Origin of the sequence: Klebsiella sp. w6 (assembly GCF_033100215.1) — a bacterium.
In the GTDB taxonomy this organism is placed as follows: Bacteria; Pseudomonadota; Gammaproteobacteria; order Enterobacterales; family Enterobacteriaceae; genus Klebsiella; species Klebsiella variicola.
The window spans coordinates 4,358,117-4,371,257 of the sequence record NZ_CP136907.1; the positions used below are offsets into that span (position 1 = coordinate 4,358,117).

Here is a 13,141-nt window from a genome sequence, read left to right on the forward strand (position 1 = left end):
TCGTCTCGACTACGCAAAGTGATCGTATCCCTTTAAATCAAGCGCGACCGGCTTACCATCGCGGATAAATTGCAGCCCTTCGCTCTCCGGCGCAATCTGTCCGATACAGGTAAAACGCGCGCCAAGATGGCCAAGGGCCACGTCCAGCGCCCCGCGGTTCAGCTCCGGTACGGTAAAGCACAGTTCGTAATCTTCCCCGCCGGCGAGCGCCCAGCGCAGCGCCTGCTCGGGCTCCACCTGGCGCAGTATCGCGTCGGAATACGGCATGGCATCGAGATCGATGCGCGCGCCGCAGCCGCTGGCTTTAAGAATATGGCCCAGATCGGAGATCAGGCCGTCGGAAAGATCGATAGCCGATGTCGCCAGGTCACGCAGCGCCTGACCCTGCAGCACGCGCGGCATCGGGCGCAGATGACGAGCCAGCAGGTAGTCGGCGTCAGACGGTTCATCCACCGTCAGCCGGTTCTGCAGCACCGCCAGGCCGGCGGCGCTGTCTCCCGGGGTGCCGGTGACATAGATCCAGTCTCCTGGCTTCGCGCCAGCGCGTTTCATGGCGCGCCCTGGCGGCACAAAGCCGTGAATACCCAGCGTCATGGCGAGCGGGCCACGGGTGGTATCACCGCCAATCAGCTGCATATCGTAATAGTCCAGCTGGACAAACAGGCTGTCGCTAAAGGCTTCCAGCCAGGTTTCATCCACCTCTGGCAAAGTCAGCGCCAGCGTGAGCCACGCCGGTTCCGCGCCCATCGCCGCGAGGTCGCTCAGGTTCACCGCCAGCGCTTTATAAGCGAGGTCGGCAGGGTCGATATCGGGTAAGAAGTGATTGTCCGCCACCAGGGTGTCGGTGCTGATTGCCAGCGTTTTTTTCTCGGGGATATTCAGGAGCGCGCAGTCATCGCCGATGCCGGTTTCAACATCAAGGCGGGCGCTTTTAACGCGATCAAAATAACGGGCAATCAGGGAAAATTCGCCGCATGCCATACGTTATGCCTCAGCAAAGAAAAAAATAAGGCCGGGTTCGCGGGATCAGATCCTGCAAAGCCCGGCCTGGCGTTTACTTTTTGCGGGGACGAATTACCGGAGCCGCTTTGTCCAGCACGCCGTTGACGAACTTATGGCTATCTTCAGCGCCGAAGGTTTTCGCCAGTTCGATAGCTTCATTGATGGCCACTTTATACGGTACGTCGTCACGTTTGGACAGCTCAAACAGCGCGATACGCAGCACCGCTTTTTCCACCTGGCCCAGCTCTTCCAGCTGACGGGACAGGTAGGGCTTCATCAGGCCGTCGAGGTACGCGCTGTTAGTCGCCACTCCGGACAGCAGTTCACGGAAATACAGAACATCTACATCTTTTACGTCCTGTTCCGCCAGGAACTGGTATTCGACATCAGCGATGTCGTTGTGGGACAACTGCCAGGAGTAGAGCGCCTGGACGGCACACTCACGGGCGCGGCGACGAGCAGCAGGTTTCACGGAATTCCCCTTACAAAAATCAGGCCTTGATGGCTTTCAATACGTTAATCATTTCCAGCGCGGTCAGCGCAGCTTCTGCGCCTTTGTTACCGGCTTTGGTGCCAGCGCGCTCGATGGCTTGTTCAATACTTTCAGTGGTCAGAACACCAAAGGCTACCGGGATTTCGCTGTCCTGAGCGACATGCGCCAGGCCATTGCTGGCACCGCCAGCCACATATTCAAAGTGGGCAGTACCGCCGCGGATCACCGTACCCAGCGCGATCACCGCGTCATATTTACCGGTTTTCGCCAGTGCGCCAGCCGCCAGCGGCAGCTCATACGCGCCTGGAACCCAAACAACGGTGATGTTTTCATCTTTTACCTGACCAATGCGTTTCAGGGCGTCAATCGCACCTTCCAGCAGGCTGTCATTGATAAAGTTGTTGAAACGCGCAATGGTGATGGCGACGCGAGCGTCCGGGGTAGCAACGTTAGCTTCAATAATGTTCATACTCTTCCTTCGGGTTCATGTGCCCCGCAAGGGGGGCGGATTTTATCATATTATTCTGAGCGCTGCTTCCTAATAATCAGGAAAGCCTCACGCAGTGGTTAAATGCAGGCAGACATCCGGGCCAACCTGACGTATCTCATTGAATTTGAAATGGGGTGCCTGGCTCAGTTCTTCAAGCCCCGGCAGCGCGCATAATCCACGCGCCGCATTGCCTAACAGTTTAGGCGCAATATAGACGATAAGCTCGTCGACAAGGCCAGCCTGCAGCAGCGCCCCGGCAAGCGTCGCTCCCGCCTCCACCCAGACGCTGTTCACCTGCTGTTTGCCAAGCAGCATCATCAGCAACACCAGATCGAGATGGCCGTTATATTCCGGCACCAGCAGCGTACGAACGCTTTCCGGCCACTGGCGCTCATCCGCACGCAGGCGGGCAAACAGCGTTTCTCCTGCCTGCTGCACAATACGGTGCTCAGGCGTGACGCGGTTCTGACTGTCGATGACGACGCGCAGCGGTTGGCGCAAATTCTCTTCGGGATACAGCGCCTGAGTATCCGCGCTCAGCTCCTGCCAGCGCACGGTCAGCGCAGGATCGTCCGCCAGCACGGTGGCGCTGCTGGTGAGGATGGCATGACTTTGGGCGCGCAGACGCTGCACGTCGCGTCGCGCCTGCGGGGAGGTGATCCACTGGCTTTCACCGCTGGCCATCGCCGTGCGGCCGTCCAGCGAGGCGCCCAGCTTCAGCTGCACCCAGGGAAAACCGGTGCGCATCCGCTTCAGGAAGCCCTTATTCAGCGCTTCCGCTTCGTTCATCATCAGCCCGTGGCTGACGTCAATACCGGCCTGCTGCAGACGATACAGACCGCGCCCCGCCACCTGCGGGTTTGGGTCTTGCATCGCAGCGACCACGCGGCTAACGCCGGCGGCGATCAACGCATCGCAGCACGGCGGCGTACGGCCATGGTGGCTGCAGGGCTCAAGGGTGACGTAGGCGGTGGCGCCCTGCGCCTTTTCGCCGGCCATGCGGAGCGCGTGCACTTCAGCATGCGGCTCGCCGGCGCGATAGTGAAAGCCCTCGCCGACGATTTCGCCGTCTTTCACAATGACGCAGCCGACATTAGGGTTAGGATGGGTGGTAAAGCGTCCGCGCGCGGCAAGCTTCAGCGCTCGCGCCATGTACATTTCGTCCTGCATGGCTTAGTCCTGTAAGCGGGCGATCTCTTCGCCGAATTCTTTGATGTCTTCAAAGCTGCGATAGACCGACGCAAAGCGAATATAGGCGACTTTATCCAGCTTTTTCAGCTGCTCCATCACCAGATTGCCAATCATTTTGCTGGCCACTTCGCGCTCGCCGGTGCCGCGCAGATGGGTTTTGATATGGTTGACCGCCATTTCCACGTCATCGGCGCTAACCGGACGTTTCTCCAGCGCTTTCAGCATCCCGCTGCGCAGCTTGTCTTCGTTGAAGGGTTCACGCACATCGTTACTCTTCACCACCCGGGGCATCACCAGCTCCGCCACTTCGAAGGTGGTAAAGCGTTCATTACAGACCAGGCACTGCCGACGGCGACGCACGGAAGAGCCTTCCCCCACCAGACGAGAGTCGATCACTTTGGTATCCACGGCGAAACAGAAAGGGCAATGCATAGCGCGTCCTGACAGGTAGTTAAACTGAAGGGTAGTTTACCGCGAAGTGACCTGACTACAAAGAAAGAGCTTTTGAGACAAAGGATCTATGAGAGAGGCAGGCGGTTTGGCTACCATTAAGCATCCTCTGCAAACGGAATCCTGACCATGACAAGACGTTACCTGAAACTCGCCATCGCGGGCAGCCTGTTTACCCTGACCGCCTGCGCCCAGCAAAGCGAAATCCGCCAGATGCACCAGAGCGTGAGTACCCTGAGCCAGGAGATGACCCAGCTCAATCAGCAAACGATCAAAATCACCCAACAAAACGCGCTGAACGCCAAATCCACCCGCGGCGTCTATCTGCTGCCGGAGGCCAAAACCCCGGCGCGGCTGGAGAGCCAGATCGGCACCCTGCGCATGTCGGTGGGCAGCATTACGCCGGACGGCGACGGGTCACGCCTGACTTTACGCATTCAGGGTGAATCCAACGATCCGCTGCCGGCCTTTACCGCCACCGTCGCCTCCGGGCAGATCACCGGCACCACCCACAGCTATCAGGAAGTCAATGTTCAGGATCAGCTGATTAGCGCCCCGGCCAGCATCCTCGCCCCCAGCGATGTGGATATCCCGTTGCGTCTGAACGTGACGCCCGACAAAGTCGGTTTTATTCGCGTCCACGATATCCAGCCCGCCGCCGCACAGTAAATCTTCACGCCGGGCCCTGCCCCGCCCGGCTACCTCCAGCTCCGTCTTTCTTATCCACTTACAACTTTTCACAAGGGTTCATTAGAAATCGTTCTGTATGGCGATTTTCAGTAGCATTTTGTCAAGAAATGCATAGAATCGTGAACGCAATCGATTACGCATGTTCTGGTTATGTGAAACAACACGTATTTTTGTGAGCAATGATTCCTATAATAGACCCCCACAGAAAGACGAAATATTTAGAAACGCTTCGGCACTTCTTTTAACGCCTTCAGGCTCAATTTAAACAGTGGCATTACTATGAAAAAAACATTACTGGCAGCGGGTGCGGTTGTGGCGCTCTCCACTTCTTTTACTGCGGGCGCGGCAGAAAACGATAAACCGCAGTACCTGTCTGACTGGTGGCACCAGAGTGTTAACGTGGTGGGCAGCTACCACACCCGTTTTGGACCGCAGATCCGTAACGATACCTACCTTGAATATGAAGCGTTCGCCAAAAAAGACTGGTTTGATTTCTACGGCTATATCGATGCCCCGGTATTCTTCGGCGGCAACAGCACGGCAAAAGGTATCTGGAACAACGGCTCGCCGCTGTTTATGGAGATCGAACCGCGTTTCTCTATCGATAAGCTGACCAATACCGATCTGAGCTTCGGGCCGTTCAAAGAGTGGTACTTCGCGAACAACTATATCTACGATATGGGCCGTAACGACTCTCAGGAGCAGAGCACCTGGTATATGGGTCTGGGTACCGATATCGATACCGGCCTGCCGATGAGCCTGTCACTGAACGTCTACGCCAAATACCAGTGGCAGAACTACGGCGCGTCCAACGAAAACGAGTGGGACGGCTACCGCTTCAAAGTGAAATACTTCGTGCCGCTGACCGACCTGTGGGGCGGCTCGCTGAGCTACATCGGTTTCACCAACTTCGACTGGGGTTCTGATCTCGGCGATGACAACTTCTACGATCTAAACGGGAAGCACGCGCGCACCAGCAACTCCATCGCCTCCAGCCACATCCTGGCGTTGAACTACGCGCACTGGCACTACTCGGTGGTGGCCCGTTACTTCCATAACGGCGGCCAGTGGGCTGACGATGCCAAGCTGAACTTCGGCGATGGCGATTTCAGCGTCCGCTCGACCGGCTGGGGTGGTTACTTCGTGGTAGGTTACAACTTCTAATTGCGGATACAGCAAGACAGCGCCCGGGCCAGCCGGGCGTTTTTATTTCTCCCACACGTCGCACCGCACTTTGCGCAGAAAATCGCTTAACGAGCGATCGGCACACTCGCTGAATCGACGCTCGGTCGCCCTGACCGCCAGACAACGGTCGAGGCGAAAGTTACGATAATCATTACGCAGCTCGCACCAGGCCACCAGCAGCCAGCGCCCCCCCCAGAAAAACAGCCCCAGCGGCAGCACGTCGCGCTCGGTTACCCGGCCAGACTCATCCTGATAGCGCAACTGCAGCACCTGCTGGCCGGAGACCGCCTGATGAATGACGTCAAAATAGGTTTTGGCATAACGATGGGCGCCGAGATCGGGGGCAAACAGGCGGGTCTGCTCCGCCTGGCGCCGGCGCGCCTCCGGCAGGATCGCCAGCATCTTCTCCTGGGCGGATTCCAGCGATTGCGACAGCGCCTCACCGCCCCAGGTTTTCAGCAACCGAATCGCGGCGATCAGCGCTTCGGATTCTTTGGTGGTCAGCATCAGCGGCGGCAGATCGTAGCCCGCCAGCAGGCGATAACCACTCCCCGCCTCGCCCTCCACCGGCACGCCGGAGAGGGAGAGATCGCGAATATCGCGATACACGGTGCGCTCCGACACGCCCAACCGCTCCGCCAGCAGCGCGGCGGTAGTGAGCCGCCTGCCGCGCAGGATCTGCACAATCTGAAATAAACGGTCGGCGCGTCGGGTCATGTCTCACTTCACAAAACGTTTAGGTTAAGCCGGCTGGTGCAGGCCGACGCGGTTGCCCTCGCTGTCAGTAAACAGCGCGATGGTGCCAATATCATTCGGCAGCGTCAGCGGCCCGAAAACACACGCCCCACCCGCCGAGGCAATGCGGTCCAGGGTGGCGGCAAGATGGTCTGTATGCAGGTAAATAATAGCGCCCTGCGCTGAAGGGGCGATACCCTCAAATTTGGCCAACGCGCCGCCAGGGGCCGGATCCTGATGCGGGAACACCGCCAGCTCGGCGCAGTCCATGGTTTCGCGACGCAGCGTCACCTGCATCACCGGCTCATAAAACGCGACGGCGCGATCCATATCGACGACCGGAATTTCAAACCAGTTAATCACGTTATTCATACTTCCTCCTGCTCGTTAGTGAGTTCAGAAGGAGTGTATGGGAGGGCTCCTGACAGCATACTGTCAGCAGGTTTTATCGCGGACAAAAAAAATCCCGGCCGCCTGGGCCGGGATGGCTTTATCTCAACTGAACCGGATTACGGCAGAATAGACGGCTGGTCCGCCCCTTCTTTTTCGACCTTCTGCTGCAGCAGATGCTCGCGCTTCATACCCAGTTTCAACGCCAGCGCAGAGGCGACGTAGATAGAGGAAGCCGTACCGATGGAGACACCGATCAGCATGGTCAGCGAGAAGCCTTCCAGAATCGGGCCGCCGAACAGGAACAGCATCAGGATCACCATCAGGGTGGTCCCGGAGGTGATCAAGGTACGGTGCAGCGTCTGGGTCAACGACACGTTGAAGATCTCGTACGGCGTACCGCGGCGGATCTTACGGAAGTTTTCACGGATACGGTCCGATACCACAATACTGTCGTTCAGCGAGTAGCCGATAACCGACATCAACGAGGCCACAATGGTCAGGTCGATCTCGATATGGAACAGCGACAGTACGCCCATGGTGATCACCACATCGTGCGCCAGGGCGATAACCACCCCGGCAGCCAGACGCCATTCGAAGCGGAAGCCGACGTAGATCAGGATACAGACCAGCGCGGCAATCAGCGCCAGGGCGCCAGTTTGCGCGAGGTCCGCGCCGACGCTCGGGCCGACAAACTCAATTCGCTTCACCGCCGCATTCTGGCTGGTCGATTCGTTAATCACCGTCACGACCTTGCTGCCCAGTTCCTGGCTGACGTTGGCGTCATGCACCGGCGGCATACGTACCATGATGTCGCGGCTGCTGCCAAAGTTCTGCACCTGCGGCTCTTCAAAGCCCGCTTTCTGCAGGGAGTCGCGCATCTGGTCCAGATCGACCGGCTTCTCAAGGGTAATCTCGATCACCGTACCGCCGGTGAAATCGAGCCCCCAGTTAAAGCCGCGGACGCCGATGATGGCGATCGACACAATCAGCAGAAAACCTGAAATGCCGAAGGCCCAGTAGTCCCAGCGCATAAAGTCCCAGACTTTACGGCCGTGGTTCAATTGTTCAACAGTATATTCCTGTGCCACAACGCACTCCTCAGATAGACAGCTTTTTAACGCGCTTGCCGCCGTACAGCAGGTTCACGATGGCACGGGTGCCGACGATAGCGGTAAACATTGAGGTCGCGATACCGATACCGGTGGTAATCGCAAACCCTTTAATGGCACCGGTACCGACCGCGTACAGGATGATCACTTTGATAAGCGTCGTCACGTTGGCGTCGAAGATCGAGCTGAACGCGCCGCGATAACCTTCGTCAATCGCCTGCTGAACGGTACGCCCGTTGCTCAGCTCTTCTTTGATACGCTCGTTGATCAGAACGTTAGCATCGACCGCCACCGCAAGGGTTAACACGATACCCGCGATGCCCGGCATGGTCAGCGTCGCCCCCGGGATCAGGGACATAATGCCGACAATCAGCACCAGGTTGGCAATCAGCGCCGAGGTCGCAATCAGACCGAACTTCTTATAGAAGAGGATCATGAACAGGATAGAGACCACCAGGCCGGCCAGACAGGCTTCCAGACCCTGCTTGATGTTCTGCATACCAAGGGTTGGGCCGATAGTCCGCTCTTCGACGATCTGAATCGGGGCAATCAGCGCACCGGCACGCAGCAGCAGCGACAGCTGGCGTGCTTCGTTCGGGTTGCTGATACCGGTGATACGGAAGCTGTTACCCAGACGCGACTGGATGTTGGCGATGTTAATCACCTCTTCCTCTTTCGCCAGGATAGCGCGACCGTTAGCGTCTTTCTTACCGCTGTCTTTATACTCCACGAACAGGGTCGCCATCGGCTTACCGATATTGTCCTTGGTGAAGTTAGACATGATATTACCGCCCGCGCTGTCCAGCGAGATGTTGACCTGCGGCTGGTTGTACTCATCCATGCTGGAGGTCGAGTCGGTGATATGGTCACCGGTCAGGATCACTCGCTTGTACAGCACCACCGGCTGGCCTTCACGCGTCTCTTTCACTTCCGAGTCGCCCGGCACGCGGCCAGAGGCAGCGGCGGACTGGTCCACGTTGGTATTGACCAGACGGAACTCGAGGGTCGCGGTTGCGCCAAGGATCTCTTTCGCCCGCGCGGTATCCTGGATACCCGGCAGCTCAACCACGATGCGGTCAGCACCCTGACGCTGAACCAGCGGTTCGGCGACGCCCAGCTGGTTCACACGGTTACGCAGAATGTTAATGTTCTGCTGAACCGCGTACTCACGGGCTTCTTTCAGGCGCTCATCGGTCATCACCGCTTTCAGGCTGTTGTCACCCTGAGAGGAAATAACCAGATCGCGATGGCGAGGGCTGAGATAAGAGATAGCCTGGTCGCGCGCCGCGCTGTCGCGGAAGACGATGCTCAGACCATAGTTGTCTTCCTTGCGCACGGTCGCGTAAGGAATGCCTTTGTCACGCAGTTCGCTGCGCAGGCTGTCGATGTTCTGTTCCTGCAGTTTGCCTAACGCGGTGTCCATGTCGACTTCCATCAGGAAGTGCACGCCGCCGCGCAGATCAAGACCCAGCTTCATTGGCTCGGCATAGAGTGCCGCCAGCCAGCGTGGGGTTGCCGGAGCAAGGTTTAGCGCCACGACGTATTTGTCACCCAGCACGGTAAGCAGCGCTTCACGCGCACGCAGCTGGGTATCAGTGGTGTCGAAGCGCGCAAGAATAGCGCCCTCTTCCAGTGCCACAGACTTCGCGGTTATTTTTTCTTCTTGTAAAGTTTTCTGGACCTGGATCAGCGTTTGCTCACTGGCGGCGACGCCGCGCGCGCCAGTGATTTGAACAGCCGGATCCTCACCATACAGGTTGGGAAGCGCATAGATCAGGCCGACGACAATGACGACGACCAGCATGACGTACTTCCACAAAGGATAACGGTTTAACACGGCAGTTCCCTTTGGGAAAAGTTAGATTACAGCGCCTTCATGGTGCCTTTCGGCAGAACGGCAGCAACGAAGTCACGTTTGATAACCACTTCAGTGGTATCGTTCAGCGCGATAGCAATGTAGCCAGTTTCCGCTACTTTGGTCACGCGACCGACCAGACCGCCGTTGGTCAGCACTTCATCACCTTTGGCGATGGAGTTCATCAGGTTCTTGTGTTCCTTGGTGCGCTTCTGCTGTGGGCGCAGGATCATGAAGTAAAAAATCAGACCGAACACCACCAGCATCAGAATCAGAGACATCGGGCTGCCCTGCGCCGGTGCACCCGTTGCCGCTACCGCATCAGAAATAAAAAAGCTCATTGAAATTCCCTCATTATTAAAATTAATCAACGTTCAAAGGAGGCACGGTGCGCCCCTGACGTTGGTAAAAATCGGTCACGAAGCTCTCTAATTTACCCTCTTCGATAGCCTTGCGTAAACCAGCCATTAAACGCTGATAGTAGCGCAGGTTATGAATAGTATTGAGACGCGCGCCCAATATTTCGTTGCAACGGTCGAGGTGATGCAAGTAAGCGCGTGAATAATTGCGACATGTATAGCAATCACACTCGGCGTCCAGCGGTGCGGTATCGCTTTTGTGCTTCGCGTTGCGGATTTTCACCACGCCGTCGGTGACGAACAGGTGGCCGTTACGCGCGTTGCGCGTCGGCATGACGCAGTCGAACATATCGATACCGCGACGTACCCCTTCCACCAGATCTTCCGGCTTCCCGACGCCCATCAGGTATCGTGGTTTATCGGCCGGGATCTGCGGGCAGACGTGCTCCAGAATACGGTGCATGTCTTCCTTCGGCTCACCGACCGCCAAACCGCCGACAGCGTAGCCATCAAAGCCAATCTCTACCAGACCTTTCACCGAGATATCACGTAAATCTTCGTAAACGCTGCCCTGAATGATGCCGAACAGCGCATTTTTATTGCCAAGGCTATCGAAACGGTCACGGCTGCGCCTGGCCCAGCGCAGAGACATTTCCATCGAGCGCTTGGCGTAATCCCAGTCTGCCGGGTACGGCGTACATTCGTCGAAGATCATCACGATGTCGGAACCGAGATCGTATTGAATCTCCATCGATTTTTCCGGATCGAGGAAAATAGGATCGCCGTTGATCGGGTTGCGGAAATGGACGCCCTGCTCGGTGATCTTACGGATATCGCCAAGGCTGAACACCTGGAAGCCGCCGGAGTCGGTAAGGATCGGTCCTTTCCACTGCATAAAATCGTGCAGATCGCCATGCAGCTTCATGATCTCCTGACCCGGGCGCAGCCACAGGTGGAAGGTGTTGCCGAGAATAATCTGCGCGCCGGTGGCTTCCACTTCTTCCGGCGTCATCCCTTTGACGGTGCCGTAGGTGCCAACGGGCATAAAGGCCGGTGTTTCCACCACGCCGCGCTCAAACACCAGGCGACCGCGGCGGGCGCGACCGTCGGTGGTATCCAGTTCAAATTTCATGCTTGCTCCTGCGTCAGAAAAACAGTCCGACGTTTTCATACTCGCCACGGAATGATTCCGTGGCTAAAAAATGCGTCATGGCGTCCAAAACGCCGGCGGGCCGGCCTTGTCAGGGACGCTCAGAAATAGCCTGCGGATTGTACGTGATAAACATCGCATCCCCGTAGCTAAAAAAGCGATATTTCTGCTCCACCGCCACCTTATAGGCGTTCATGGTGTGCTGATAACCCGCAAACGCCGACACCAGCATAATCAGTGTGGATTCAGGGAGATGGAAGTTGGTTACCAGCGCATCGATCACCTGGTACTGATAACCCGGGTAGATGAAAATCTGCGTATCGTCGAAGAACGGCGCGATCAGGGCGTCTTTCGCCGCCTGCGCCGCGCTCTCCAGCGAGCGTACCGAGGTGGTGCCTACCGCAATCACGCGGTTGCCGCGCGCTTTCGCCGCCAGCACCGCATCGACCACCTCCTGCGGCACTTCCGCATATTCAGAGTGCATGGTGTGCTCTTCAATGCTGTCGACGCGCACCGGCTGGAAAGTCCCCGCCCCCACGTGCAGGGTGACAAACGCCATCTCAACGCCTTTAGCGCGCAGTTTGTCCAGCAGCGGTTCGTCGAAGTGCAGACCGGCGGTCGGTGCGGCTACCGCGCCCGGCCTGGTGCCGTAGACGGTTTGATAGAGTTCGCGATCAGCGTCTTCGTCCGGGCGGTCAATGTAGGGCGGCAGCGGCATATGGCCGATCCCGTTGAGGATCTCCAGCACCGGACGCTCGTCGTTAAATTCCACTTCAAACAGCGCGCCATGACGCGCCAGCATCGTGGCCTTAATGCTCTCGTCATCGCCCAGCAGCAGCTCGGCGCCCGGCTTCGGCGCTTTTGAGGCGCGAATATGGGCCAGGATGCGCTTATCATCCAGCATCCGCTCCACCAGCACTTCAATCTTGCCGCCGCTGGCCTTACGGCCGAACAGACGCGCCGGGATCACCCGGGTGTTGTTAAACACCAGCAGATCGCCGGGATTGAGCTTATCGAGGATGTCGGTGAAGGTGCCATGCGTCAGCGCGCCCGTCGGCCCGTCCAGGGAGAGCAGGCGACAGCTGCTGCGCTCAGGCATCGGATAGTGGGCGATCAGAGATTCGGGTAGTTCAAAAGCAAAATCGGTAACGCGCATGACGGTAACTCAGACTGAATAAAGAGGCGGGTAGTCTAGTGCCGGGGCGTTCCGCCTGCAACCTTTACCCCTCCGGATGAATGACATAATCTATATTCCAAATCATTCCGAATGCCGCCATGCGGCAACCGAATGCCTTACCGGTGGCAAAGGTGCCGCGCGCAGCCAGGCAGCATGCCATGCGGACACCGAGGCGCCGTTCAGCGCAACATCGGTGATTCCACCTGCCCGCTCGTATTTAAAGGATGTCGTTTTATGAATTTTCTCGCCCACCTGCACCTCGCCCATCTCGCCGACAGCTCGCTGCCCGGCAACCTGATGGCCGATTTTGTGCGCGGCAACCCGCAGGGCGACTATCCGGCGGAGATCATCGACGGCATCTATATGCATCGCCGGATTGACGTGATGACTGACAACCTGGCGGAAGTCAAAGAGGCGCGGGAGTGGTTTCGCCCGCAGACCCGTCGCGTCGCCCCCATCACCCTCGATGTCATGTGGGATCATTTCCTGTCGCAGCACTGGGCGCAGCTCTCCCCTGACCTGCCGCTGGACGAGTTCGTGCGCTACGCCGAGCAGCAGATCGTCCCCATCCTGCCCGACTCGCCGCCACGCTTCGTCAATCTGAATCAGTACCTGTGGTCGGAGCGCTGGCTGGAGCGCTATCAGGAGATGGATTTTATTCAGCGCGTGCTTAACGGCATGGCCAGCCGCCGTCCGCGTCTCGACGCCCTACGCGATTCCTGGCAGGATCTGGATACCCACTACGACCAGCTGGAGGGGCAGTTCTGGCGCTTTTATCCGCAGATGATGCGCCTGGCAGAAAACAAACAGCTGTAATCGTTGCATCATTGATAGGTAAAAGCTGGCTGAACGATTGTTAGCG

General features: G+C 57.7%; 16 protein-coding genes. 3 read left to right on the forward strand and 13 right to left on the reverse strand.

What is annotated here, in order from left to right; translation table 11 throughout:
- Positions 1-9: 9 nt before the first annotated feature.
- From thiL to nrdR, 5 genes are all read right to left on the reverse strand, one after another.
- Entirely contained in the window at positions 10-981 is a 972-nt protein-coding gene (gene thiL / locus R0140_RS21390; RefSeq protein ID WP_317703891.1) for a thiamine-phosphate kinase, read from the reverse strand.
- A 73-nt stretch (positions 982-1,054) separates the two neighbouring features.
- Complete coding sequence (gene nusB, locus R0140_RS21395) at positions 1,055-1,474, reverse strand: transcription antitermination factor NusB (protein WP_008805376.1); 420 nt, start codon at positions 1,472-1,474, stop codon at positions 1,055-1,057.
- Between the two features lie 19 nt (positions 1,475-1,493).
- Positions 1,494-1,964 (reverse strand): 6,7-dimethyl-8-ribityllumazine synthase, encoded by a 471-nt coding sequence (ribE, locus tag R0140_RS21400; RefSeq protein WP_001021161.1) that lies wholly within the window; start codon positions 1,962-1,964, stop codon positions 1,494-1,496.
- 87 nt (positions 1,965-2,051) lie between these two features.
- Positions 2,052-3,155 (reverse strand): bifunctional diaminohydroxyphosphoribosylaminopyrimidine deaminase/5-amino-6-(5-phosphoribosylamino)uracil reductase RibD, encoded by a 1,104-nt coding sequence (ribD, locus tag R0140_RS21405; protein WP_008805375.1) that lies wholly within the window; start codon positions 3,153-3,155, stop codon positions 2,052-2,054.
- Between the two features lie 3 nt (positions 3,156-3,158).
- Positions 3,159-3,608: a transcriptional regulator NrdR gene (gene nrdR / locus R0140_RS21410; protein ID WP_002890417.1), complete on the reverse strand. Its 450-nt coding sequence runs from the start codon at positions 3,606-3,608 to the stop codon at positions 3,159-3,161.
- A 147-nt stretch (positions 3,609-3,755) separates the two neighbouring features.
- Between nrdR and R0140_RS21415 the strand changes: the two genes are divergently transcribed.
- Both R0140_RS21415 and R0140_RS21420 read left to right on the forward strand, forming a co-directional pair.
- Entirely contained in the window at positions 3,756-4,295 is a 540-nt protein-coding gene (locus tag R0140_RS21415; protein WP_008805374.1) for a SadB/YajI family lipoprotein, read from the forward strand.
- A gap of 300 nt (positions 4,296-4,595) precedes the next feature.
- A complete protein-coding gene (locus R0140_RS21420; RefSeq protein WP_004204836.1) occupies positions 4,596-5,480 on the forward strand; it encodes a nucleoside-specific channel-forming protein Tsx in 885 nt (294 codons plus the stop codon).
- 42 nt (positions 5,481-5,522) lie between these two features.
- Here R0140_RS21420 and R0140_RS21425 read toward each other — a convergent pair whose 3' ends face one another.
- The 8 genes from R0140_RS21425 to R0140_RS21460 form a co-directional block, all read right to left on the reverse strand.
- Positions 5,523-6,218 (reverse strand): helix-turn-helix transcriptional regulator, encoded by a 696-nt coding sequence (locus R0140_RS21425; protein ID WP_117122340.1) that lies wholly within the window; start codon positions 6,216-6,218, stop codon positions 5,523-5,525.
- A 24-nt stretch (positions 6,219-6,242) separates the two neighbouring features.
- A complete protein-coding gene (locus tag R0140_RS21430; RefSeq protein WP_008805372.1) occupies positions 6,243-6,608 on the reverse strand; it encodes a VOC family protein in 366 nt (121 codons plus the stop codon).
- A gap of 137 nt (positions 6,609-6,745) precedes the next feature.
- Positions 6,746-7,717 carry a protein translocase subunit SecF gene (gene secF / locus R0140_RS21435; protein ID WP_008805371.1) on the reverse strand — a complete coding sequence of 324 codons (972 nt, stop codon included), beginning with the start codon at positions 7,715-7,717 and terminating at the stop codon, positions 6,746-6,748.
- A 10-nt stretch (positions 7,718-7,727) separates the two neighbouring features.
- Positions 7,728-9,575 carry a protein translocase subunit SecD gene (gene secD, locus R0140_RS21440; RefSeq protein ID WP_008805370.1) on the reverse strand — a complete coding sequence of 616 codons (1,848 nt, stop codon included), beginning with the start codon at positions 9,573-9,575 and terminating at the stop codon, positions 7,728-7,730.
- A 26-nt stretch (positions 9,576-9,601) separates the two neighbouring features.
- Complete coding sequence (yajC, locus tag R0140_RS21445) at positions 9,602-9,934, reverse strand: preprotein translocase subunit YajC (protein ID WP_002890398.1); 333 nt, start codon at positions 9,932-9,934, stop codon at positions 9,602-9,604.
- Between the two features lie 22 nt (positions 9,935-9,956).
- Complete coding sequence (gene tgt, locus R0140_RS21450) at positions 9,957-11,084, reverse strand: tRNA guanosine(34) transglycosylase Tgt (protein WP_060876171.1); 1,128 nt, start codon at positions 11,082-11,084, stop codon at positions 9,957-9,959.
- A 109-nt stretch (positions 11,085-11,193) separates the two neighbouring features.
- A complete protein-coding gene (gene queA / locus R0140_RS21455) occupies positions 11,194-12,258 on the reverse strand; it encodes a tRNA preQ1(34) S-adenosylmethionine ribosyltransferase-isomerase QueA (RefSeq protein ID WP_002890390.1) in 1,065 nt (354 codons plus the stop codon).
- A gap of 64 nt (positions 12,259-12,322) precedes the next feature.
- The gene (locus R0140_RS21460) at positions 12,323-12,439 is read right to left on the reverse strand and encodes a hypothetical protein (RefSeq protein WP_004218831.1); all 117 of its coding nucleotides are present in this window, start codon (positions 12,437-12,439) and stop codon (positions 12,323-12,325) included.
- A gap of 74 nt (positions 12,440-12,513) precedes the next feature.
- On the opposite strand from R0140_RS21460, the gene acpH reads away from it, so the two are divergent.
- Positions 12,514-13,095, forward strand: a complete 582-nt coding sequence (acpH, locus tag R0140_RS21465; protein WP_008805369.1) for an ACP phosphodiesterase — start codon at positions 12,514-12,516, stop codon at positions 13,093-13,095.
- Positions 13,096-13,141: the final 46 nt, after the last annotated feature.

Bases quoted from the DNA above. Each gene is read 5' to 3' on its own strand.
- thiL (WP_317703891.1), bottom strand. From the start codon at position 981: ATGGCATGCGGCGAATTTTCCCTGATTGCCCGTTATTTTGATCGCGTT.
- ribE (WP_001021161.1), bottom strand. From the start codon at position 1,964: ATGAACATTATTGAAGCTAACGTTGCTACCCCGGACGCTCGCGTCGCC.
- ribD (WP_008805375.1), bottom strand. From the start codon at position 3,155: ATGCAGGACGAAATGTACATGGCGCGAGCGCTGAAGCTTGCCGCGCGC.
- nrdR (WP_002890417.1), bottom strand. From the start codon at position 3,608: ATGCATTGCCCTTTCTGTTTCGCCGTGGATACCAAAGTGATCGACTCT.
- R0140_RS21415 (WP_008805374.1), top strand. From the start codon at position 3,756: ATGACAAGACGTTACCTGAAACTCGCCATCGCGGGCAGCCTGTTTACC.
- R0140_RS21420 (WP_004204836.1), top strand. From the start codon at position 4,596: ATGAAAAAAACATTACTGGCAGCGGGTGCGGTTGTGGCGCTCTCCACT.
- R0140_RS21425 (WP_117122340.1), bottom strand. From the start codon at position 6,218: ATGACCCGACGCGCCGACCGTTTATTTCAGATTGTGCAGATCCTGCGC.
- R0140_RS21430 (WP_008805372.1), bottom strand. From the start codon at position 6,608: ATGAATAACGTGATTAACTGGTTTGAAATTCCGGTCGTCGATATGGAT.
- yajC (WP_002890398.1), bottom strand. From the start codon at position 9,934: ATGAGCTTTTTTATTTCTGATGCGGTAGCGGCAACGGGTGCACCGGCG.
- tgt (WP_060876171.1), bottom strand. From the start codon at position 11,084: ATGAAATTTGAACTGGATACCACCGACGGTCGCGCCCGCCGCGGTCGC.
- queA (WP_002890390.1), bottom strand. From the start codon at position 12,258: ATGCGCGTTACCGATTTTGCTTTTGAACTACCCGAATCTCTGATCGCC.
- R0140_RS21460 (WP_004218831.1), bottom strand. From the start codon at position 12,439: ATGGCATGCTGCCTGGCTGCGCGCGGCACCTTTGCCACCGGTAAGGCA.
- acpH (WP_008805369.1), top strand. From the start codon at position 12,514: ATGAATTTTCTCGCCCACCTGCACCTCGCCCATCTCGCCGACAGCTCG.